Raw genomic sequence first — 19,952 nt, forward strand, 5'->3', positions numbered from 1 at the left:
AGTGCTCCCACTCGAATCGTCGACCAAAGACGGAGTCAGCAAACGTCGAATCCGTGCGCGCGTCCTGGGCCCGGGCGCGTGCCTCGTCGCCTTGGTCGTGGGCGTCGGTGGTTGCTCGCTGACCAAAACCGACGGTCTCGCTGGGGACGCGCTGCGCACCGACGGACTCGATGCCGCGCACGATCCTGACGGACGCAGCGACACGTCGGACGACGGTGATGGTGGCACCGGAGATGGCAATGCCCCCGCGAACACGCGATGCCCCGGAAAGGGCGCCGCGATGGTGCTCGTCGAGTCGGTGGCGAAGGTTGCGTACTGCATCGACTCCACGGAGGTCACGCAGGCGCAGTACCAGGAATTCCTCGATGCAACGGGCGGCAGCTACGGTCAGCCCGCCGAGTGCGCGAACAATCTCTCGCTCGCTCCCGTCAACGGTTGCGGCCAGCACGCCCCGACAACGCGAGGCCAGTATCCCGTCACCTGCGTCGACTGGTGCGATGCTCGGGCGTACTGCGACTGGGCCGGCAAGCGCCTTTGCGGAAAAATCGGCGGCGGTCCCGTCATCGGATACGCCGCGCCAAACGAAGTCGAGTGGACCGCGGCGTGCTCGAAGAACGGCACGCGCGCTTTTCCGTACGGAACGGCCTACGTGGCCGGCGCGTGCAACGACAAGACCCTCGACGCAGGCATCGCGCCCGTCGCATCTTTCACAGGCTGTGAAGGGGCCTCCACCGCGCTCTTCGACATGAGCGGCAACGTTCGCGAGTGGATCAACGCATGTGACGACGGGGGCGCGAACAGGTCATGCGTCTGCGTGGGCGGCGCATTCAACAGCACCCCGCCCGCGACGGGCGACCCGCTGACGACCGACCTGAGCTGCGCGCCCGGCGACTCCTTTCACCCGCCCGCCTCGAGCTGGGGCGACGACCTGGGGTTCCGCTGCTGCCGCGACGCCCTCGACGCGCCCTGATCAGGGCGATCCGGGATCGGCCGCGGGCAGTCCGAGCGCGGCGCGCACGAAGTTGAGAATGCTCTGCACCTGATCGGGTGCAGCATGCACGGATGCGCGAAGCTTCGTTCCCTCCGCGCGAATTCCCTCCCCTCCAGGTTTCCCCTCGACGGTGAGCGGGATGAGCAGGCCGCGCGTGGCCACGCGAACCATCAGCGAGTTCATTCGCGCTGCCCGCTGACGAAGGCCCTCGGCAATCTCCTTGCACGCCGCCTCGTCGGGGCACGTTGCTTCGGCGGACACGTCGAGGCCATCGTCGCTCGCGGGTCGCACGACGACGAGCGCGTCGGAGAGTGACTTCGGCAAGATCGACGTCGCGCGCCAGGGCTCCTTGAAGAAGACGCGCGCGAGCTCACCGCTCTTGAACCCCGGATCGACCGGCCTCACGAGCGCCACCGAGATTTCCTTGGCGCGATCACGCGGCGCCATGACCAAGAGCGACGGCGTGGGTGAGAAGAGCGCGTCGCGCACGTCGAAGAGCTCCGTTCGCACGGCGCCCTTCGGTCCCTCCTCGAGCGGAAGAAAGCCGGCCTTGGCGATCGCGCCGGAGACCTCGACGGCCGGCCTGCCGTGACGAACGGCGTTCACGTTGTTGCCCGGCACGTCGACGTCTTCGCCGTACACGAGCAGCCATTCGCCGTCGGCGAAGGGGTCCACCGCCGTGCGCTGCTTCGTGAGAATCGTCTCGGGCAGGAGCGAGAAGATCTCGAGCGTCTTCTTCCCACTCGGCGACGCTCGCGCGGCCTTGAGGTTCGCCGCGAGCTTGAACGCGTGAGGTGCCGAAGGCTCGACCGGTCCCGGCCCGAACGACGTCGTCCGTGCTTCGTGCTTCTCTTCGCGGCGCCTCGGCGGAAGTGCAGGAGGAGCACTCGGGGCCGGCGCTGCCGCGTCGGGAGCGTTCTCCGCCGACGCGGCACTCATCACCGGCGGCGGCGCTGTGCGCACGGGCTCTTCGGCGGGCGTCACCGGCGAAGGAACGACGTCACGCTCGGGTGCGCCGCACGCGACGACGAGCCCGTTCGCCAAAACGAAGACGCACGCGAAAGCGTCGAGGCTCCCGCGTGCGCGCGTCAATGGCCGCCCTTGATGAGGTTCTCGAGCTCGTCCTCGGTCTCGTGCCCCGGTACCGGCGCGGGCTTCTTCGGTGCTGCGTCGGCCCCCGCATCCGCGGCTCCGCCGCCTCCCTTGATGAGCCCTTCGAGGTCGTCCTCGGACTCGGGGTTCGTGCCCGCTTCGGCCTTCGGCGCTCCCGCGTCCTTGCCGGAGATGAGCGACTCGATGTCCTCCTCCTCCCCGGACGGCGCCGCGCCGGCGTCGTTGACGACGGTGGGTGCTGCCGCAGGTTCGGGCATCTGCCCGTTCGGGAAGTTCTTCTTGTCCTCCTCCGAGCACGGAAGCGGATTCGACGGATCCTGCTGCACACACTCGAGGCGCCAAGCTTCGCGCGGCGTTCGGTGTTCGCGCGCGGCCCTGTCGCGCCACTCCTGGATGTCGCCGAGGACCAGCGCGTTCGAGAGCCTAGGTACGTAGGTGACCACGAGCAGCGCCGCCGCGAGCAGGCCCACGAACGGCACCGCGATCCGATAGAGGCTCACGACCGGGCGATTGAACCGGAAGCTCGAGATGAAGAGGTTCAGGCCCATCGGCGGGCACGAGAACGCGAGCTCCAGGTTCAGCACGAACATGATCGCGACGTGGAACGGGCCGAGCCCGAAGTGCGCCGCGAAGGGCAGGATGAGCGGCACGGCCACGAGGATCGCGCTGAAGCCGTCCATGATCATGCCGAGCACGAGCAGGAACAGGTTCATCACGATCAGGAACTGCCAGGTCTTGTCGAGACCGACCCGAAGCATCGCCTCGAGCACCCGATCGGGCAGGCGCTGATCGACGACGTAGCTCGTGAGCGAGTTCGCCATCGCCAGGATGAGGATGACGGCACCGGCGAGCGCCATCGACGCCTTGGCAACCCGGACGAGGTCCTTCTTGATCGAGAGGTCCTTGTAGACGAAGCACTCGATGCAAAGCGTGTAGAGCGCAACGAGTCCCGCGGCCTCGTCGATCTCCGCCGTGTTCGTGAGGATGCACACGACGAGCAGGACGAAGACGCCGATCTCCCACTTGAAGGCCCACGTCGAGGAGAGGGCCTCGCGGAGGTCGAAGGGCGTGCGCGGAATCTTCTCCTTCGTACCGATCCACGCCGAGTACGCGACGAAGAAGCCGAGCACGAGCAGGCCGGGCGCGATGACCGCCTTGTTGACGAGCTGGAAATCGAGGCCCGTCACCATCGCGTAGACCAGGAGCGGCAGCGCGAACGGCAAGAGCAGGCCGAGCGAACCGCCCGTGGTCACGAGGCCGAGCGCGAACTTCTCGGAATACCCCTTCTGGCGGAGCGCAGGGAGGAGCAAGCCGCCGACGGCGATGATCGTGACGCCGCTGCCTCCGGTGAACAGCGTGAAGACGGCGCTCGCGAGCACGCACACGATCGCGAGACCGCCCGGAAGCCAGCCGACCCATGCCGTGGCCGTACGCACGAGCCGCTCGGGCGTCTTGGACTCGGCCATCAGGTAGCCGACGAACGTGAAGAGCGGAATCGTGGTCAGGATCGGCGAGCCGGCGAAGCGCGAGCCGAAGACCTCCGGAGCGAGACGCCGGAAGACCTGCTGATCCGGATCGGCGTGCAAGAGCCAAGCGAGCTCGGTGGCGCCGCCCATGACCGCGAAGAGCGGCATGCCGAGGAGCGCGAGGGCAACGACGAGGGCCACGGCCGCGCCGCCGATGGCCCCCATGATCGCGACCACGGCACCGAGGATGCCGAAGGTGATCTTCGCCGTGCGCGGATTGGGAGAGACGTTGGAGGCCGCGGCGCTCATCGTGCCGCCTCCTCGTGCGCGTGAACGAGCTCGTCGTCACTGTGGACGGCGTTCGGGTCGACATCGACCCAACCGCCGATGGCGAGGAGCGATCGCAGCACGAAGCGAAGGGCGATGACGAGCAGGCCGAAGGCCACGACGAAGTTCAGCTCGCGGATGAGCAGCTTGTGGATCTGCTCCGAGCCGCCGGGATACGACGTGACGGCGGGCGCTCGGTAGTCACCGCCCGAGCCGTCTTCGGGGAGCTCCATCGCCTTGACGGCCTCGGGGTCGAACTCTCTCTCCCAATTGCCTTCGCGCAGCCAGGCGTTCCATTCCTTCGGCGTGAGCGACTCGTTGTAGGGCGTTCCCGTGAGGACCTTCGGAAGCGTCTTCAGGTCGAGCGAGATCTGGCGCCGTGCCAGGAAGAGATCCTTCTTGGTGGTGCTCCACACCCTGTCGATCTTCTCGCTCGGCGGCGTGTTGCAGCGCTTCGTGGTGTCTTGCGGGCACGGCATCGTGGGCGCGATGCGGTAGTCGGCGATGGCGACGTGATCGAAGAAACCCCACATCGCGCACAAGCACACGAGCGCCGCGGCGAGCCAGCCGAGCACGGCCACCGGCACGCGTGCGCGCGGAGAGAGGAAGCGCATCACGACGTCGACGTTGATGTGCTTACCCTGCCCGGTGGCGACGGACGCGCCGAGGAGCGCGAGCCAGAGCGTCAGGCGCTTGGCCACTTCGCTGGCGCCGCCGAAGAAGACGAGAATGGATGCATTCTGCATCCATGCAAGCAGATTGCCGAAGTAGGCCGTCCCAGCCTCGCCCCACGTGGCGCCGAGCACGCCGCCCAGAACCACGGCGGCCGTGTTGATGCCCTGGGCCTTGAGTCGACGCGGATCGCCCGTGTCCATCCTGCGCGTGATCAGGTGCGCGACGCCGCCGAAGACCGTCGCCGTTACCAGGCAGCGGAAGACGAGTCCGGGACCGCCGCGTCCGGTGCTCGCGAGCGACTTCATCGCGATCCAGAAGACGAGCGTGAGGATCTCGGCGACGAGCACGCCCGCGCAGAGCCGTGCATCGAGCCGGGTCCATCCGCGATCGAGCCGAGCGAACGGCGCGGCCCATGCGGCCTTGCGCCCTTCGGCAACCTGCACAGCGGAGACCGCCGGAGGCGTATCGAGCTCCTGCGCACTCGGCGCGCTCGTTTGAGAAGAGGCTTTCGAGCCCTTTGCCGCCTCGGGCTTTTCCTTGCCCTCGTCGCCCGCCCCGCCCTTCGGCTCGTTCTCTTCGGCCATCGACCCGGGAGGGTACCTCAGAGACGCGCGCTTTTGACACAAACGACAATCCCCCGCAGACGCTCCTCTCGGAGGCGTCGCGGGGGACTTGGCGTCATCGAACGTCGACGAGGCCCGGGATCAGTGCCCCGCCGCGCTCACGACTTCGTTGAAGACGTCCGCGTTGATCTTGCCTTCGGCCTTGAGGGCGTTGCGGACCTTGGTGAACACGGCGTTCCACGCGGCCTTCTCGGCATCGTTGAGTTCCACCACGGTCTTGCTGCCCTTGAGGCGCTCGTAGGCCTGCTGGTCGATCTTGCGGATGCGGTCGGTCAGGACCTTGCCGGTGTTCTTGCCGGTACGCTCGATGACCGCCTTCGCGTCCGCCGGGAGCTTGTCGAATCGCGCCTTGTTGATGACCAGCGCGCCGATCCCGATGCCGGCCGGCATCGTGTTGATGTGGTCGACGTGGGCCGCCCACTGCAGCTGCTCGGCCGCGATGGAGGGCGCGTTGATGACGTCGATAGCGCCTTCCGCGCGCGACGAGATCGCGGGAAGGATCGCCGGCACCGCGAGGGCGCGCGGCGAAGCGACGCCGACGGTCTCGAGGAACTTCTGACCGATGGAATCACCCGTGATGTAGAACGGGTGGTGCTTCTTCAGGTCGTCCGGCGAGCGGATCGGAGCGCCGCGCGACATGATGTGCGCGATGCCGACGTCGCCCGTGCCGAGGATGTGGAAGCCCTGATCCTCGAAGCCCTTGTCGAAGCGAGCGCGGGTCTTTTCACGCACCGCGTCGAGCTTCTCCCAGTTCGGGAAGAGGCCCGGCAACTGCAGCGCGATGATGTGCGGATAGATCTGCGAGAGCCCCGTTGCCGTGAACGCGCCGCCGTCGATCTGACCGCTGCGCGTGTTGGCCACCATGGTGATCTCGTCACCGGCCGTACCGTTGTAGAACCACGTGAGCTTCACCGCTCCCTGGCTCTCGTCTTCGACGGCCTTGCCCCAGGCCTTGAAGACCTTGCCCCAGGCGGAGTCGGCCGGGGCGAGCGTGCCGAGCTTGATCTCCTCCGCCGCACTCGCCGAGCGCGTCGCGCCGAAGGTGGCCGCGAGCATCGCGACCAGAACTATCAACCTTCGAAACATTCCCCACACCTCCTGGGCGTGAATCGCGATTGCCGGCCCCTCCTCGAAGGAACGAGCGCCTAACGACCCGACTCACCAAACGGAAAAGGCACCGTACGCTCGGACGAACGTGGTGCAAGTTTGATTCAATCGCGAGTCATTTTGTGGGCGGATGAGTCGCCGGAGCCGCTGCGGGCGGCTGAGCGGGTGTCGCTGCGGGCGGCGGGGACGCCCCGAAGCCGCACTCCTCGATCGCCGCCTTGCTCAGCCCTCGCTTGGCACGGCGCTTGGCAATCGTGTTCTGGAGGCGCTGGTTCGGGTCGGGATCCTCGGCGTTGAGGACCTCATTGAGCATCTTCTCGTAGGTGGCTCGGTCGCCCGACGCGCACGCGAGCTTCGCGTAGTTCGCCTGGACGCCGAGCGACTTGTGCTGCGTCTTCTCCAGGGCCTCGTCGAGGAGCTTCTTCGACTGATCGAACTGCTTCATCGACGCGAAGTACGCGCCCAGGGTGCTGGTGGCGCCGTAGTTCATGTACGCGGGATCGAGCTCGCGGCTTCGTTCGAGCATCGACACGCCGACGAACAACTCGCCGATGTATTTCGGTCCGAGCTCGTCGTCGTCCTTCATCAGGTTGACGCGAGCAAGCCACGCCGAGCCCGCCCAGAAGAGCGTCTCGGCGTCTTCCTTGTCGGTGAACTCTTTGTTGAGCCATGCACGCATCGTGTCGGCGTTCTTCTTCGCGTCATCGAAGCCCTTGGCCTCGTGCCCGAGGAGCTCGATGCCGTAGGACACGCCACGATCGAACGCGAGCTTCGCGCGGCCCTTGTGGTAGTCGGCCTGCGTTTCGTCGCCTGCAAGCTTCGCCGCTTCGTAGTCGTCTTGCGGGAACGCGTAGCCGTATCCCGTCCACCCCTTGGTGAGCAGATAGAGGGCGTCCTCGTTGTCGGGCGCGAGACGATGCATGCCCTCGAACTGGAGCATGCCGGCCGACGCCGCGGAGCGTGCGAGCTCGTAGTCGCCGATGGTGTCGGCGGCGCCCGCTCCCTCGCGCGTTGAGGAGATCTGACCGTTGATCAACATCTTCTTGATGCAGCCGGTCGATCCGAGGGCGAACGACGCAGCGAGCACGACGGGAAGAAGCTCGGTGAGAAGCTTGGTTCGCAGCACGCCCGAGCTATACGAGCGTGCAAGCGCGGCTGTCAACGGCGGGCGGCGAGCATCATCGTGCAGGCGGCGCGGGTCCTGACGCTCGGATCGGGGTCGGCGAGGAGCGGTGCACCGCGCGACGGCCGGCCGAGTGCTGCAAGGGCCGAGGCGGCTCCGAGCCTTCGGTGAGGCTCGGTCGCCTGCAGGTCCTCTTCGATCCACGCCTGGATTCGCACGTCGCCGGCGTAGGCCAGCGCCAGCCTCGCCCGTGCGGCAAGATCGCGCGCCCGCGGATCGTCCGAGGGAGTGCCCTTCACGCCGTAGCCCGCCACCGTCTCGAGGTCACGGGTCGCCGCGTCATGATCAGGCTTCGACGCGAGAAGACGTCCGAGTGCAGCAACGCGAACGTCGGCATCTTCTTCCTTCGCGGCTTTTCGCAACGCCTCGAGCTCGGCTCCATCGAGACGCGCCGAGACGATCGCGTGGAGACGGTCGCGGCCGGAGCCTTCGGCAATGGTCCGCGCAAGAAGCGCGCTCGCCGACGACGTGAGCTCCGCATCCTTCGGTGTCGTGCGCAAGATGACGGCGGCGGCCGCAATGGCTCCGGGACCACGACCGCTCGCGAGCTGGACGCGGAGAGCCTCACGCCCTCCGTTGTCGAACACCGGCGAGAGCGCCCACGCCACGGCCACGTCTTCGCGAACCGCGTCGTCGCCCGCGTTCCAGAGATCGCGCAAGCGCATCGCGAGCTCCCCGGCCCTCGACTTGTCCTCGCGAACGATGGCGCTCATCGCGCGGATGGCTTCGTTGCGGAGCATCAGCTCGGGGTCGACGCGCGCGGTCTCCAGCAGCACGTCGAGGTCAGCCGCATCGCCCGCCTTGGCCGAGGCGCGAATGGCGCTTCGGCGAACACGCGGGCTGGGATCGAAAAGCGCAGCTCGGCGGTCCTTGCCGTCTTTGCTGCGATGCAGCGTGCGAACGCCGACGGCACGCCAGCGATCGTCGGTGTCCGTGAGCAGATCGCGCGCGCTACCTTCCGACAGGTTGCCCGCTTCGAGACGCAGCAGCGCCGCTTCCGCCCCGGCTCCGTCGTGCTGCTTCATGCGCGCTTCGAGGGCGTCGTCGACGTCCATCGCGCAGGGCTCGCTTTCGCGCACGCGCGCCGTAGCCGACGCTTCGTCCTTGGCCGAGACGAGCTCGTGCGTGGCGACGGCACGTGCCAGATCGGCCGCCTCGCCCTTCGAGATCTTTCCGCGTTCGTGCTCGGGCGTGATCTCCGAGCGGAGCCGCGGATAGTCCCCGTCGCTGGCCGCGCGCATCGCCGAGCTACCGCACCCCGCGAGACCGCACGAAGCAAGGAACGACGCCAAGAGCACGCGCACGCGGCGATTCCAGGCCGGAGAAAAACGACTCATGCCCCCAACGGAGTACCTTGTTTTCGCGCCGCGGAAAATGACCCCGGTAGTCCGGGGCGGGCCGGTCGTGCTACCGCCAGAGATCGGATGACCGACATCGTGTCGAACGTGGGTGCCCCGAGCGCCGAGCCGGTTGCCCGGCCCCTGACGCTCATCCTCAACCGGCAAGCGCGCCGGCTGAGCGATCGGAGCCCCGTTCGGGAGGCCATCGAGCGAGGCCGGCACGTCCTCGGAACTCGCCTCGACGTCGTCGAGACCCGCTCCCTCGCCGAGCTCGACGCCGTCATGGACGAGCTCGCGCGCGAACCGCCCGAGACCGTGCTCGTCGCTGGCGGCGATGGGTCGTACATGGCCAGTCTTTCGTCACTCGTGACGGCCTTCGCCAAGCGCGGTCGAAGCGAGGAGGCGTTGCCGGCCATCGGCCTTTTGCCCGGCGGCACGGTGAGCACCGTGGCCCGGAACTGGGGCTTTCATGGCGGCGGACTCTTCGCCAATGCCGACCGTGATGCCGCCCGCTACGTGACGCGCTTTCTGGAAGAGCTCGCGTCGGGCCGGACGGTCGTCACGCGACGCCCCACCCTGCGCGTCACCACGCAGGAAGGCGGCCGCGTCGGATTCATCGCCGGCGCAGGTCTCGTCTCGCGCTTCTTCGAGGTCTACGACGCCGAAGGCGCGCGCGGCTACGGCGGCGCGGCCAGCATCGTCGCACGCGTCTTCGCCGGCTCGTTCGCCCAAGGCGCGCTCGCCAAGCGCATCCTCGATCCCGTTCGCTGCACCATCGAGGTGGATGGTGCGGCCGCCCCCTTCGATCGCACGAGCCTGCTCTGCGCAAGCGTGGTGCGCGATCTCGGTCTGGGAATGAAGCTCCTTTATCGCGCAGGCGAATCGCTCGAACGATTCCACGTCGTGTCGAGCTCGCTCGGTCCGGCGCGACTCGGCCCGCAGCTCCCCCTCGTGCGCATGGGCCTGCCGCTCGTCGGTACGCGCGTCGACGCGCTCGCCAACGAGGTCACGCTGCGCTTTCCGCCGGGCGAAGGCGCTTACGTGCTCGACGGTGAGCTTCTACGAAGCGACGCGGTTTCGATCACCGCTGGGCCGATCATCCGCGTCGTCGGCCTCCGAAGCGACAGGCCGTAGGCGGACGATCACGTCCGCGATCGCGAGCGGCTCCGGCCGGTGCGTGACGACGAGGATGGTTCGCTTGCCTCGCAGCCGAGCCAGCGCCTCGAGCATGCGATCCTGCGAAGTCGGGTCGAGCGAGCTCGTCGGTTCGTCGAGCAAGAGCACGGGCAACTCGGTCGCGAGCGCCCGAGCCACGGCAATCCACTGACGCTCGCCGCCCGACACCGCCCGCGTCGACGACAGCACGGCCTCACCGAGCGACGCGGCGAGCGCGCCGGCGCCGAGCATGTCGAGATAGTCGATGCCGCTGCCGGCTCCCTCGGGGCGACCGAGTGACACGTTCGCCGTGAGCGTGTCGCCGAGAACCGGCGCCTCCTGTGGAACCCACGCAAACGGCCGTTCCCCAGGACCGACGCCTCGCTCGCCGAGGTCGGCCGTTCCATAACGCACGGTTCCCGAACGTGTCTCTTCGAGCCCGAGGAGTGCGCGCAGAAGCGACGTCTTGCCAATGCCGGTCGGCCCAACGATGGCGGCGATGGATCCGTGATCGATGGCGAGCGAGAGCGGAGCATGCGATCCGTGTCGAGCCACGAGCCCTTCGATCACGAGCGGCGCCGCTTCCCATGCACGGACCTTCGCCCGCGCGCGATCGTCTCCCGCGTCGTCCTCGCGCGCGCCTGCCGTCGTCGCGACCGACGTCGCGGCGGCGAGTGCCTCTTCGGCTCGGCCGCGCGCAAGCCGCGCTTCGACAAACTCACGAATCGGGCGGTAAGCCATGAAGAAGGCGATCGCGAACGGCACGATGGTCCCGCGATCCACTCCCCCGACCATTCCACCCGAGACCAGAGCCATGGTGAGAACGAGCGCCATCGCGCCGAGCACCTCGCTCGTCGCCGAAAGCACGGCCGTACGGGCACGCAATCGAGCAGCACTGTCGGCAATCGCTCTTCCGAGAAGCGCCACGTGCGCGACAATCCGCCGCTCGGCGCCGTAGCTTGCCCACAGATCGGCGTGGCGAACCGCTTCATCGGCGGCGCCAAGCAAGCGCTCGGCTTCGTGGGCCGCTCGAACCTTGCCCCGTTTCAAAGCGCGACGCGCCACCAACACGACGGCAGCAAACGCGCCCAGGACGACGAGCGCGCTCCCAGCCAGTCGAGGAGCGAGCGCCACGAGCAGCGCCGCGAGCGGCAGCAGCTGGACCATCGCGCGGATCTCCGCGAAAACGCCCTGCGCAACGCCGCGCTCGACGTCTTGAACGTGCGACGTCAGCGAGGCGAGCTCGGCCGCCCGCTCGACGCGCAACGTGGGTTTTGCTTCCCCCGGCTCACGCTGTGCCCGCGATCCATGATCGGCGTGTCGCGGCGGCTGCAAGCGGTGAACACCGTCGCGTGCCAGTCGACACGCGCGGCTCCGTCCGAGCACACCTTGGAGGACTTCGAGGCGGAGCTCACCCGCCACCTCGCCAGCCATCCGCGCTTCGGACCAAGCCGCCAGAGTTCCGCCGGCAAGCTTCGCCAACGCCGCGAAGGTCCCGACGATGGCGATTCCAAGCAGCGCGTCGCCACCGCCAAAGCGCGCGATGGCATCCATGGATCGTCGGTCCATCGGTCCCGAGCCCCCAGCGAGTGCGGGGGCCAAAACCCCAGCGGCTCCCGCCAGGAGGGCATGGCCGGAAGCGTGCAAGAGGGAGCCGACGATGAACCCGACACCGAGCCCCGGCCGGCGCCGAAGCATCTGTCCCGTCCGCACGTACATGGAATCCGTGCATTCCGTACGTTCGGTGCGACGAGCCTCGTGGTGACGCATCTCAGACACTCAGGTGCGCATACATCCGCGCTCCCGGAATGCAAATTGCAAAACTTTTTCACTCGCACGCGTCGCGACGGGCGAGGACAGCGCCCTCGAAAAGTCGCTAGGCTACGAAAAAGGAGAGAAGGCTCCCCTTCTTCGCTTCTTCTCTAACGGGCTCTTCGAACGGATTCTTCGAACGGGCCAAGGGCCAGCAAGGGCCGTTCTGACCGCGAACGGCGAGGTTGTCAAAGAGCAGACGACCGAAGCGCACGAAGTCACGCGAAACGAACGCAAGACGAACGCGCAACGACCTCGAAACGACCTCGCTCACGACCTCGCCCCCCCCCCGTCCCAACAACATTCCCTGCGATTCACGACACCTCCAATGCCCCGAAGCCGGCTGTCCAAAACAGAGAAGAGTGAGGCTCCGATGAGCAAGTCGAAGAGCAGTGCTGCACTCGCGGAGCCGCCGCCGCCCGTCAACGCGGAGGAAGAGAACAACGAAGAAGAGCTCTCCTCTGGCTCGACGGGTGGTGACGCAGAGCTCGTCGTTCTCGAAGAAGAGTTCGACTTCGAGGACGCCGCGGCGTCGGAGCTCGAGACCGAGGAAGAGCCTCGCCCGAAGAGCTCGAAAGACGCGGCCGCAGCCGAAGGCGGCGGCGACTCCATGCTCGCTCGTTACTTCCGCGAGATGGCGACGCATTCGGTCATGGGGCAGGAAGAAGAGCTCGGGACCGCCGTCGACGTCGAGAAGAGCGAAGTCGATCACTGGTGCGCGATCCTCGCGTACTTGCCCGCCACCGATCACGCTCTCGACTCGCTCGAGGCGGATCTCCCGCGCGAAGAAGAGGCCATCGACCTTCCGCAGATCGCCGAGCTCCGCAAGTACGGCAAGACCTTCAAGAAGCAGCGCAACAAGCTGACGAAGGAGCAGGAGAAGAAGTACCGCACGCTCTGCGAGAGCCTCGCGCGTGCGGTTCGTCTCGCCGACTCCGATCGCCTGTGGATCGCGCACGCCGAAGAGGCCGTCCGCAAGCTCGGGACGCCCGCGCCCACCGAAGACGTCGAGGAAGAGGGCATCGCCGTCACCGGGCCGGCCTCGGGCGTGGTCATCGACCCCACGCTCTTTTCGACGCCCGCTTACCGCAAGTACATCGATCGCATCGGCGAGGCTTCACGCACGAGCAAGCGTGTGAAGAACAAGTTCGTCAAAGCGAACCTGCGCCTCGTCGTCTCGATTGCGCGTCGCTACAACCGTGGTCGCCTCCCGCTCATCGACCTCATTCAGGAAGGCAATATCGGCCTGATGAAGGCGGTCGAGCGCTTCGATCACACGCGCGGCTACCGCTTCTCGACGTACGCGTCGTGGTGGATTCGTCACGCGATCAGCCGCGCCCTCGCCGACAAGGGCCGCGCGGTCCGCATTCCCGTGCACATGCTCGACACGCACAACCGCGTGCAGCGCGCCACGCAGGCAGTCATCGCACGCACGGGGCGCGATCCGACGCTCGACGAGCTCGAGAAGGAAACGGGCATCCCGCAGGAGAAGCTCGACAAGGTGAAGGGCTCTTGGGCCGAGACTCCGTTCTCGCTCGATCGCCCCGTCGGCGACGAGGACGGCAGGAAGTTCATCGACTTCCTCCAGGACGACAACATGCAGTCGCCCTACGAGAGCCTCGTCTCGCAGAAGTGGGGCGAAGAGGTTCGCCGTTTGCTCGGGCACCTCACGCCGATCGAATCGCGCATCATTCGCTGGCGCTTCGGCCTCGACGACGAAGACGAGCTCACGCTCAAGGAGATCGGCGACAAGTACAACCTGTCGCGCGAGCGCATTCGTCAGCTGCAGGAGCAGGCGCTCGGCAAAATCCGCAAACACATGCGCGATTAGGAAGGCGCTCGACAGGCCCGCCGGTAGCCAAAAGGCGAGCGGCGGGCTCTTTCGCGCTCATACCGCGACGCGCCCAAGGCGACCCGCCACGCCTACGGGATAGACGTGGCCGGTAGCAACTGGCGAGAAAAACCGGAGGTTTCGAGGGGGACCGACGGTCCCCACGAGGCTAGCGCTCAAAACCGGAGGTTTTGAGGGGGACCGGAGGTCCCCACAAGTCAAACCCTCTCGCCGTCGAAGGCTTCGGCGGCTTCGCGGGCTTCGGCGATGCGATCGGCGAGGACCATCAGGCGAACGTCCTGCACGCCGGGGAGAACGCCAGCCGAGAACGCGCCTTCCACGCTTACGCGGATGCCCTGGTTACGCAGGAAGTCCGCAAGGAGCGCAGCCTGCGCGCGGTCGATGAACGTCCGGAGGAGCACCCACTCCTCGCTCGTGTCGAGCGTGCCGCCGAGCACGCGTGACCATTCTTCGGGAACGTCACCCTTGGCGAGGCCGAGCACCTCGACGATCTCGCGAAGGCGCTGCTTCTCGACCTCGGAGACCACGCCGTCGGCGACGGTGATCTTCCACGTCGTGCTCACGAAGTCGGCGATGACCTCTTGGATCTCAGGTGAAGAGAGAGCGCCCGACGCGAGGTAGGTCCGGAGCTCTGCGCGTTCGGACTCGTCCGCCGTGGCGTCCGAAAAAATGCGAGCGAGCATTCCCTTGAGCTTGCGCTTGGCGTCCATGCATGGGCGAGGTTACCAGCCCGCTGAGGTTCGGCCCATCGCCAAAACGTGCGGGCTCGTGCGAAGATCGAAGGAATGCGCCTTGGCCTCATCGGCGACGTCCACGCGGAAGACGAGCGGTTGCTCGTGACGCTCGCTGCCTTCGCCGTCGAAAAGGTCGATCGCATCTTGTGCACGGGCGACGTCGTCGATGGCGCCGGTGACATCGATCGTGCATGTGCGCTCCTCGCATCGAGTCGGGTCGCTACCGTGCGCGGGAACCACGACCGCTGGATCCGAGAGGACACGATGCGCGATCTGCCGATGGCCCATCGCATGCCGCAGCTCTCGCCCACGTCGATCGAGTTCGTCAAAGGCCTTCCCCCGACGGTATCGCTCGAGATGGCGGGCGGTTTGCTCCTCCTCTGTCACGGCACGGGCAAGAACGACATGCAGGGTGTCGGCCCGGGTGACGGCGGCTACGCGATCTCGTCGAACGAGGCGCTGCTCGAGGTCCTCTTCGACGCACGCGTGGTGGTCATGGTGGCCGGGCACACGCACAAGCCCATGGTGAGGCGCTTCGAACGAGGCTCGGGGAAGTCACCGCTCTACGTGGTGAACCCGGGAACGCTGGCGCGCGGCGACGAACCCGGCTTCGCGATTCTCGACCTCGCCACGCGTCGCGTCGACTTCCACCGCATCGACGCCGATCTGCGCGTGCATCCGGCGTCGCGCGCGGTGCTGTAACGGCCTACATCAGTCGGCCTGCTTCCACTGTCGCTCGTAAATCAAGTGCGCGAGCTTGTCCGCCGCAGCACGCGCCGCCGAGCCTTTGCCGGAGACCTTGTTGAACATCACCGAGAAGGCGATGGTGTGCTTGCCCGGGGGACCCAGCACATAACCCGAAAGCGCGATGGCGTCGTCGAGCGTGCCGGTCTTCGCACGAATGGCGCGATGGGCGCGGGTCTCTCGGAAGCGCTTGTGGAGCGTTCCGTCGACGCCGCCAATCGAGAGCTGCGCAAGATACTCGCTCTGAACCGCCGGATCCTGCCAGGCGAACTTGAGAAGGCGCGTCATCCCGTACGCCGTCGTGCGGTTCGCATCGAAGAGGCCGGAGCCGTTCTTGACCACGATGCCCGTGTCGAGCAGCTGGTTCTTCTCGAGCCACTTCGTCACGAACTCGGCGGCGTCTTGGCTCTTGCCGGGACGCGTCTTTCCTTCCGACGCGAGCGACTTGAAGATCATCTCGGCGTAGAAGTTGTCGCTGCTCTTCCCGAGCGCGTAGAGCAGGGTGGAGAGCGGCTCCGACTCGTGACGCACGAGCACCGTGCCCTTCGACGTGACGCTCGTGGCGAGCTTGGGATCGCCGCCCACCTTGACGCCCATCTCTTCGAAGATGGCCTTGAGCGCGTAACCGGCGAGCAGCTGCGGATCGTCGACACGCCGCGTGTAGCGCACGAACTTCGAATCGCCCCCGACGGCGCCGGAGAGCTTCGCCGTGAGACGTTTTCCAGCGGCCGGGGCAAGCTCGAGGCCCACCGTGTCCGCGCCGGCTTCGGCGGTCTTCACCGTACCGTCGACGTCGACGAAGCCCGGCGGATCGAACGAGGCCGTCGCGGGCTGCCCGGTCTCCGTAGGACGAATGGTGAGCGTGACCGTGTTCTCGTTGAGGGCCACGGCGCTGACGGGTGCGCGGAACGACGCCCACTCGTTCGGCTGCTGTTCGAATGCCGGCGGCGTGGTCTGCTCGTCGAAGAAGCGCTGATCGACGACCAGCGACTCGACCCGGCGAACACCGTGGGCCTTGAGCTCCTCGGCCATCATCCACAAGTCGCGCGAACGGAGCGAGGGATCGCCGTGACCACGCAGCACGAGCTCGGCGACGGCGCCGTTCTTGATCGTGCCGTTCAAGGTGGTCTGGTACCGATGCGAGCCGCGGAGAATGGCAAGCGCGGCGGCAGCGGTGTAGAGCTTGGCGTTCGACGCGGGGTTGAGGGCGGTATGCTCCCCGGACTGGGCGAGCACCGCGCCCGTCTCGACGTCGATGACGGAGACGCCGACCTGCGCGTCGCGAAGCGAGCGGTCGTTGACCAGCGCGCGCACTGCAGCCTGGATTTCAGGGGCGCCGACGGCCCCCGAAGCGGCACCAGCAGAGCTCGGGGACGGCGGTTCGGACCACGCCGGACCACCGGACAACGTGAGGGACAGAGAAACGGCCCCCACGACCAGCGAAAGCGGCAGACGAAGCGAACGCATCGGTTCTCTCACCCGTGGCGTTACCTAGCAAATAACCCGAGGAAATGCGTTTCTTTCGGCAAACCGGCCTGAAAGCTCCCGAAACTGGTCCCCTGGAGTCTACCAGAATCCGCCCCAATCACCCCTCGTCGGGGCGCACGGAGGGCGCAAGCCCGAAGGCGTAGTGCTGGCCTGACCTAGTGCTATTCTACCGAGAGACTCGCCGTCGTTCGACCACCCACGCAACCCCAACTCACACAAGGGAATCACGTCATGCTCAAGTTCACTGCCGCTGTTGCTCTCTGCCTCACCGCGTTCGCCTGCGGTGGTACGGACGAGCCGAACACGGGGGCGAACCGAGCCGCCCTGTCCACGCTCGGACACCAGTGCGAGAGCAACGACGACTGCGGCGAGCAACGGTTCAACGGCGACCTGGTCCCGATGTGCTGGGCGCTCCCGACGACGACGCCGTACACCAAAGACGCGCAGGCCGTGCCCCAGATGCAAAACACCTGCGTCCTGTACTGCACGCCAGCATGGACGAGCGACCCGGAGGCCGAGTGTAAGCGCCTCACGGGCCACGGCTGCACAACAACGCGCGAGGGCTGGTCCCTCTGCTCTCCCTGACCGCCAACCACCGAAAGTAGAAGGCCCGCTGGTTCGCACCGGCGGGCCTTCGTCGTTTCAGGCAGCGCGTTCGAGCGCCTCGGGCCAGTGCAGCACCTCAAAATCGAGGCCCTGCTCCTGCACGATGGCGGCGTTCCGCAGGAGCTGCAGGTTCCGCTTGTTGCGCAGGACGATGGTGCCCCTCTGCGGGTTGATGGTGGCTTCCTTCCGCGCGCCCTCGAAGTCGCCCTTGTTGAGCAGCGCGATCATCTTCGGGTAGCGGCCGTGTGGCCCGACAGCCCACGCCCACGAGCAGGCGAAGAGCTGCGCGTCCGCAGGCCACGAGCTGAACGCAGGGAACACCTTGCAGAGCTCCGCCTCGTTCCCCCGCACCTTCGCCATGACCATCGCGTCGATGTCCGTGTCGGAGAGACGAAGGCGCGTGAGGTCGCCGTGATTCCCTCCGCCCTGATGCTTGCGCGCCTGCGCGGCGTCGACCGCGCGCCACGCCGCCTCGATCTCGGCGCGCGTTGCCCGCCTGCCATCGACGGTCCAGGGGAGCGTGAGGGCGAAGGACAGCGAACAGAGGTTGCCGACGCCGCACGTGACCAAGCCACGGGGCGAGGCGTCGTCGAGGTACATCCACGGCACCCTCCCCTCGAGAGGGGCCGTGAACTTGAGGAACGCAGCGAGGACAGACGCCTTCATCGCGCCGCCTTCTGCAGCGCGCGGATCTGTGCGGCGTGCTCACGGAGCGTCATGCCATGCTCGGCCTGCACGACCTTGCAGTCTGCAACGTGGGTCAGGAGCGCGTTCTCGATGCTCGACAGCTTGCTACACACGGCCCACGTGGCGCCTGCGATCATGCCCCGAAGGTGAGGATGACCGACCAGTTCACGGCACCCCCCTACCGATGCCCAGCTCCGCTCGGATCTTCTCCTTCGAGGCCTGCAGCTGCGCCGCGCGGATGGCGTCCATCAGGACGTCCTTCGGCGTGCCGCCGTCGATGGCGTCCTTGAGGATCTCGATGAGTTCTGGGTTCGCAGCGAGGAACGCGCCGATGGTGCCGAGCGTTGCGATGAATCCGTTCATTGGAGCCCCGCGTCGGTGAGACAGTCGTTGTACGGCTTGAAGCACTCAGGGCACGGAGTGCCGCCGTCGCAGACGGTCTTCTGACATGCTCGCGCGACGTCCTCGCACGCGTCGATCTGTCTCTGGTCGGAGACGACCTTGGCCCTGTCGGCCGGAGTGAAGACCGCACCGCACGCCGCCAGGGCGAAGAGCGACGCGATGAACATGAGGCGCTTCATTTCGTGTCCGGGGTGTTCTCCGAGTCGTCTGTGTTTTTGCTCTCCGCATCGATGCGGTGCAGCACGGCGGCCACCGCGACGGCGAGCGTTTGCGCGAGGCCTGCCGGCAGCTTGTCAGAAAGGCTGGGCGTTGCGAGCGCCGCGAGGACGCCTGCGCCGATTGCGGCGATGATGATTCGAGTGGTCTTGGACATTGGACTCCCGGATTGATGCGTCCTTCAGACGCCAGTGACTCGAATGGCGCGCAGGACCGAGCCTGCTTTGACCGTCGAGGTGTCGCCGGCTGTGTTGCTCGCGATTTGGAGCGTTACATTCCCGTCCGCGCCCGCGACGATCGTTCCAACAATACGGTCCGGACCGGACGTGGCGTACTGATGACTGAGGCTGCCGAGGTTGTTGAGGGAGGTGATGATACTGTATAGCGGCGTGGTGTTTGACGTGCTCGTGGTCAGGTACCACGCATTCTGAAGTGTCGATGCGGCTGGTGCGCCAATGGCAATCCTGATGCCGCTTGACGTCGAGCAAAGCATCGTCACTTCGATTTCAAACCGCCACTTCTCACCGTTCTTGACGGCAAAGGTCAGATTGGTCGATGTCGCGGTGGCCGCAGTGGTCGTGAAGTCGGCATTCAGCGTCTTGGCGACCTCGCTTATCCAGCCGACATTCCCAGCCAGGTCGACCGCCTGGGGGTGGCCGGAGGAGGAGAAGAGCGCGCTCTGACCCGAGGCTGCTGTCGGCGCGCTCGAGTCGAGCATGAGCGTCGGCACAAACAGCTTCATGCTCGTCGACGATGCCTGGAACGTTGTTGTGCTGCCGTTTTGAGTAAAGGCGACGATGCCGGTCGCCTGTGGCGCATTGACAGATGCGTTGATCCCATCGCTGTACAGGACGGGGTTGCTCGCCGTCGGAGCGGTCGCCTGGGGCAGGCAGTAGAAGGCGCCAAAGGTTGATGTCAGGCCAACAAGCGGTCTGACGTGGCAGGCGAAATCAGTGCCCGTCCCCGCCTTGAGGCTCGTAGAGATTGTAGCTGCTCCGGTCGTGAGCGCCCCCGTTGTCGCGACGTTCTGACTGCCGAAGTCCGGCGCCACCTTCGTGCCCGCAATCGCTGCCGTCGCGCTGACATCGGCGTTCACGATCGCCGCCGCCACCGGGACACCGCCCGCGAACTTGAGCACGCCCGTGTAGCTCGCCGCGGATGCCCCAAGGCCGCCGTTCGCTGCTGGCAAGATGCCTGACACTTCCGAGGTCAGAACAACGGGTCCTGTGGTCCCCCAGTTCCCGCCAGTGACGTGCGCGATGCCGGTCCCTGTCGGAGTTGTCCCCGGCGGTCCAACGGGGCCTTGCGGACCGGGGTCTCCCTGAGGCCCTTGCGCGCCCGTTGCACCGGTTGCCCCCTGTGCACCAGTGGCGCCGGTTGCACCTTGTGACCCAGTATCCCCCTTCGGGCCCTGTGCGCCAGTGGCGCCAA

At 66.8% G+C, this 19,952-nt stretch carries 20 protein-coding genes; 5 read left to right on the forward strand and 15 right to left on the reverse strand.

The window, feature by feature from the left end; translation table 11 throughout:
- Nucleotide 1: 1 nt before the first annotated feature.
- The gene (locus AKJ09_RS52415; RefSeq protein WP_146655389.1) at nucleotides 2-970 is read left to right on the forward strand and encodes a formylglycine-generating enzyme family protein; all 969 of its coding nucleotides are present in this window, start codon (nucleotides 2-4) and stop codon (nucleotides 968-970) included.
- Here the strand turns inward: AKJ09_RS52415 and AKJ09_RS52420 are convergent, their stop codons facing one another.
- The 6 genes from AKJ09_RS52420 to AKJ09_RS54070 all read right to left on the reverse strand — a co-directional run bounded on the left by AKJ09_RS52420 (nucleotide 971) and on the right by AKJ09_RS54070 (nucleotide 8,822).
- Complete coding sequence (locus AKJ09_RS52420) at nucleotides 971-2,083, reverse strand: hypothetical protein (RefSeq protein ID WP_146655390.1); 1,113 nt, start codon at nucleotides 2,081-2,083, stop codon at nucleotides 971-973.
- Nucleotides 2,080-3,879, reverse strand: coding sequence for a TRAP transporter large permease (locus tag AKJ09_RS52425; RefSeq protein ID WP_146655391.1), 1,800 nt, complete (start codon nucleotides 3,877-3,879; stop codon nucleotides 2,080-2,082). The genes AKJ09_RS52420 and AKJ09_RS52425 overlap by 4 nt, the downstream gene beginning before the upstream one ends.
- Entirely contained in the window at nucleotides 3,876-5,156 is a 1,281-nt protein-coding gene (locus tag AKJ09_RS52430; RefSeq protein WP_146655392.1) for a TRAP transporter small permease, read from the reverse strand. The genes AKJ09_RS52425 and AKJ09_RS52430 overlap by 4 nt, the downstream gene beginning before the upstream one ends.
- 120 nt (nucleotides 5,157-5,276) lie before the next feature.
- Nucleotides 5,277-6,281 (reverse strand): TRAP transporter substrate-binding protein DctP, encoded by a 1,005-nt coding sequence (gene dctP, locus AKJ09_RS52435; protein WP_146655393.1) that lies wholly within the window; start codon nucleotides 6,279-6,281, stop codon nucleotides 5,277-5,279.
- A gap of 136 nt (nucleotides 6,282-6,417) precedes the next feature.
- Nucleotides 6,418-7,428 (reverse strand): TRAP transporter TatT component family protein, encoded by a 1,011-nt coding sequence (locus AKJ09_RS52440; protein ID WP_146655394.1) that lies wholly within the window; start codon nucleotides 7,426-7,428, stop codon nucleotides 6,418-6,420.
- A gap of 32 nt (nucleotides 7,429-7,460) precedes the next feature.
- A complete protein-coding gene (locus tag AKJ09_RS54070) occupies nucleotides 7,461-8,822 on the reverse strand; it encodes a HEAT repeat domain-containing protein (RefSeq protein WP_169928713.1) in 1,362 nt (453 codons plus the stop codon).
- 87 nt (nucleotides 8,823-8,909) lie between these two features.
- Here AKJ09_RS54070 and AKJ09_RS54075 point away from each other — a divergent pair, with 87 nt between their 5' ends.
- Nucleotides 8,910-9,959, forward strand: a complete 1,050-nt coding sequence (locus tag AKJ09_RS54075) for a diacylglycerol/lipid kinase family protein (protein WP_169928714.1) — start codon at nucleotides 8,910-8,912, stop codon at nucleotides 9,957-9,959.
- Here the strand turns inward: AKJ09_RS54075 and AKJ09_RS52455 are convergent.
- A complete protein-coding gene (locus AKJ09_RS52455) occupies nucleotides 9,885-11,549 on the reverse strand; it encodes an ATP-binding cassette domain-containing protein (protein ID WP_169928715.1) in 1,665 nt (554 codons plus the stop codon). The two genes, AKJ09_RS54075 and AKJ09_RS52455, sit on opposite strands and share 75 nt — an antisense overlap.
- A gap of 616 nt (nucleotides 11,550-12,165) precedes the next feature.
- Here AKJ09_RS52455 and AKJ09_RS52460 point away from each other — a divergent pair.
- Nucleotides 12,166-13,623, forward strand: coding sequence for a sigma-70 family RNA polymerase sigma factor (locus AKJ09_RS52460; protein ID WP_169928716.1), 1,458 nt, complete (start codon nucleotides 12,166-12,168; stop codon nucleotides 13,621-13,623).
- Nucleotides 13,624-13,841: 218 nt separating this feature from the next.
- Here the strand turns inward: AKJ09_RS52460 and AKJ09_RS52465 are convergent, their stop codons facing one another.
- On the reverse strand, nucleotides 13,842-14,354 hold the full coding sequence (locus AKJ09_RS52465; RefSeq protein WP_146655399.1) for a putative signal transducing protein: 513 nt from the start codon (nucleotides 14,352-14,354) through the stop codon (nucleotides 13,842-13,844).
- Between the two features lie 75 nt (nucleotides 14,355-14,429).
- Here AKJ09_RS52465 and AKJ09_RS52470 point away from each other — a divergent pair, with 75 nt between their 5' ends.
- The gene (locus tag AKJ09_RS52470) at nucleotides 14,430-15,080 is read left to right on the forward strand and encodes a metallophosphoesterase family protein (protein ID WP_146655400.1); all 651 of its coding nucleotides are present in this window, start codon (nucleotides 14,430-14,432) and stop codon (nucleotides 15,078-15,080) included.
- Between the two features lie 9 nt (nucleotides 15,081-15,089).
- Here AKJ09_RS52470 and dacB read toward each other — a convergent pair whose 3' ends face one another.
- Entirely contained in the window at nucleotides 15,090-16,589 is a 1,500-nt protein-coding gene (gene dacB / locus AKJ09_RS52475) for a D-alanyl-D-alanine carboxypeptidase/D-alanyl-D-alanine endopeptidase (RefSeq protein WP_146655401.1), read from the reverse strand.
- Between the two features lie 252 nt (nucleotides 16,590-16,841).
- Between dacB and AKJ09_RS52480 the strand changes: the two genes are divergently transcribed.
- Entirely contained in the window at nucleotides 16,842-17,195 is a 354-nt protein-coding gene (locus AKJ09_RS52480) for a hypothetical protein (RefSeq protein ID WP_146644906.1), read from the forward strand.
- A gap of 57 nt (nucleotides 17,196-17,252) precedes the next feature.
- Here AKJ09_RS52480 and AKJ09_RS52485 read toward each other — a convergent pair whose 3' ends face one another.
- Genes AKJ09_RS52485 through AKJ09_RS52505 form a run of 6 tightly spaced genes read right to left on the reverse strand, consistent with a single transcriptional unit; the run spans nucleotide 17,253 to nucleotide 19,659 of the window.
- A complete protein-coding gene (locus tag AKJ09_RS52485) occupies nucleotides 17,253-17,882 on the reverse strand; it encodes a hypothetical protein (protein ID WP_146644908.1) in 630 nt (209 codons plus the stop codon).
- Complete coding sequence (locus AKJ09_RS54080) at nucleotides 17,879-18,040, reverse strand: hypothetical protein (RefSeq protein WP_169928717.1); 162 nt, start codon at nucleotides 18,038-18,040, stop codon at nucleotides 17,879-17,881. The genes AKJ09_RS52485 and AKJ09_RS54080 overlap by 4 nt, the downstream gene beginning before the upstream one ends.
- A gap of 28 nt (nucleotides 18,041-18,068) precedes the next feature.
- Nucleotides 18,069-18,266 (reverse strand): hypothetical protein, encoded by a 198-nt coding sequence (locus tag AKJ09_RS52490; RefSeq protein WP_146644913.1) that lies wholly within the window; start codon nucleotides 18,264-18,266, stop codon nucleotides 18,069-18,071.
- Nucleotides 18,263-18,484: a hypothetical protein gene (locus AKJ09_RS52495; RefSeq protein WP_146644916.1), complete on the reverse strand. Its 222-nt coding sequence runs from the start codon at nucleotides 18,482-18,484 to the stop codon at nucleotides 18,263-18,265. The genes AKJ09_RS52490 and AKJ09_RS52495 overlap by 4 nt, the downstream gene beginning before the upstream one ends.
- The gene (locus AKJ09_RS52500; RefSeq protein ID WP_146644918.1) at nucleotides 18,481-18,678 is read right to left on the reverse strand and encodes a hypothetical protein; all 198 of its coding nucleotides are present in this window, start codon (nucleotides 18,676-18,678) and stop codon (nucleotides 18,481-18,483) included. The genes AKJ09_RS52495 and AKJ09_RS52500 overlap by 4 nt, the downstream gene beginning before the upstream one ends.
- A gap of 24 nt (nucleotides 18,679-18,702) precedes the next feature.
- Nucleotides 18,703-19,659, reverse strand: coding sequence for a hypothetical protein (locus AKJ09_RS52505; protein WP_240488360.1), 957 nt, complete (start codon nucleotides 19,657-19,659; stop codon nucleotides 18,703-18,705).
- Between the last annotated feature and the right edge of the window lie 293 nt (nucleotides 19,660-19,952).

Origin of the sequence: Labilithrix luteola (assembly GCF_001263205.1) — a bacterium.
Lineage (GTDB): Bacteria > Myxococcota_A > Polyangia > Polyangiales > Polyangiaceae > Labilithrix > Labilithrix luteola.

Excerpts from the sequence above, each read along its gene's own strand:
- AKJ09_RS52425 (WP_146655391.1), bottom strand. The coding sequence starts at position 3,879 with ATGAGCGCCGCGGCCTCCAACGTCTCTCCCAATCCGCGCACGGCGAAG.
- AKJ09_RS52430 (WP_146655392.1), bottom strand. The coding sequence starts at position 5,156 with ATGGCCGAAGAGAACGAGCCGAAGGGCGGGGCGGGCGACGAGGGCAAG.
- dctP (WP_146655393.1), bottom strand. The coding sequence starts at position 6,281 with ATGTTTCGAAGGTTGATAGTTCTGGTCGCGATGCTCGCGGCCACCTTC.
- AKJ09_RS54070 (WP_169928713.1), bottom strand. The coding sequence starts at position 8,822 with ATGAGTCGTTTTTCTCCGGCCTGGAATCGCCGCGTGCGCGTGCTCTTG.
- AKJ09_RS54075 (WP_169928714.1), top strand. The coding sequence starts at position 8,910 with ATGACCGACATCGTGTCGAACGTGGGTGCCCCGAGCGCCGAGCCGGTT.
- AKJ09_RS52455 (WP_169928715.1), bottom strand. The coding sequence starts at position 11,549 with ATGGACCGACGATCCATGGATGCCATCGCGCGCTTTGGCGGTGGCGAC.
- AKJ09_RS52460 (WP_169928716.1), top strand. The coding sequence starts at position 12,166 with ATGAGCAAGTCGAAGAGCAGTGCTGCACTCGCGGAGCCGCCGCCGCCC.
- AKJ09_RS52465 (WP_146655399.1), bottom strand. The coding sequence starts at position 14,354 with ATGGACGCCAAGCGCAAGCTCAAGGGAATGCTCGCTCGCATTTTTTCG.
- AKJ09_RS52470 (WP_146655400.1), top strand. The coding sequence starts at position 14,430 with ATGCGCCTTGGCCTCATCGGCGACGTCCACGCGGAAGACGAGCGGTTG.
- dacB (WP_146655401.1), bottom strand. The coding sequence starts at position 16,589 with ATGCGTTCGCTTCGTCTGCCGCTTTCGCTGGTCGTGGGGGCCGTTTCT.
- AKJ09_RS52480 (WP_146644906.1), top strand. The coding sequence starts at position 16,842 with ATGCTCAAGTTCACTGCCGCTGTTGCTCTCTGCCTCACCGCGTTCGCC.
- AKJ09_RS52485 (WP_146644908.1), bottom strand. The coding sequence starts at position 17,882 with ATGAAGGCGTCTGTCCTCGCTGCGTTCCTCAAGTTCACGGCCCCTCTC.
- AKJ09_RS54080 (WP_169928717.1), bottom strand. The coding sequence starts at position 18,040 with ATGATCGCAGGCGCCACGTGGGCCGTGTGTAGCAAGCTGTCGAGCATC.
- AKJ09_RS52490 (WP_146644913.1), bottom strand. The coding sequence starts at position 18,266 with ATGAACGGATTCATCGCAACGCTCGGCACCATCGGCGCGTTCCTCGCT.
- AKJ09_RS52495 (WP_146644916.1), bottom strand. The coding sequence starts at position 18,484 with ATGAAGCGCCTCATGTTCATCGCGTCGCTCTTCGCCCTGGCGGCGTGC.
- AKJ09_RS52500 (WP_146644918.1), bottom strand. The coding sequence starts at position 18,678 with ATGTCCAAGACCACTCGAATCATCATCGCCGCAATCGGCGCAGGCGTC.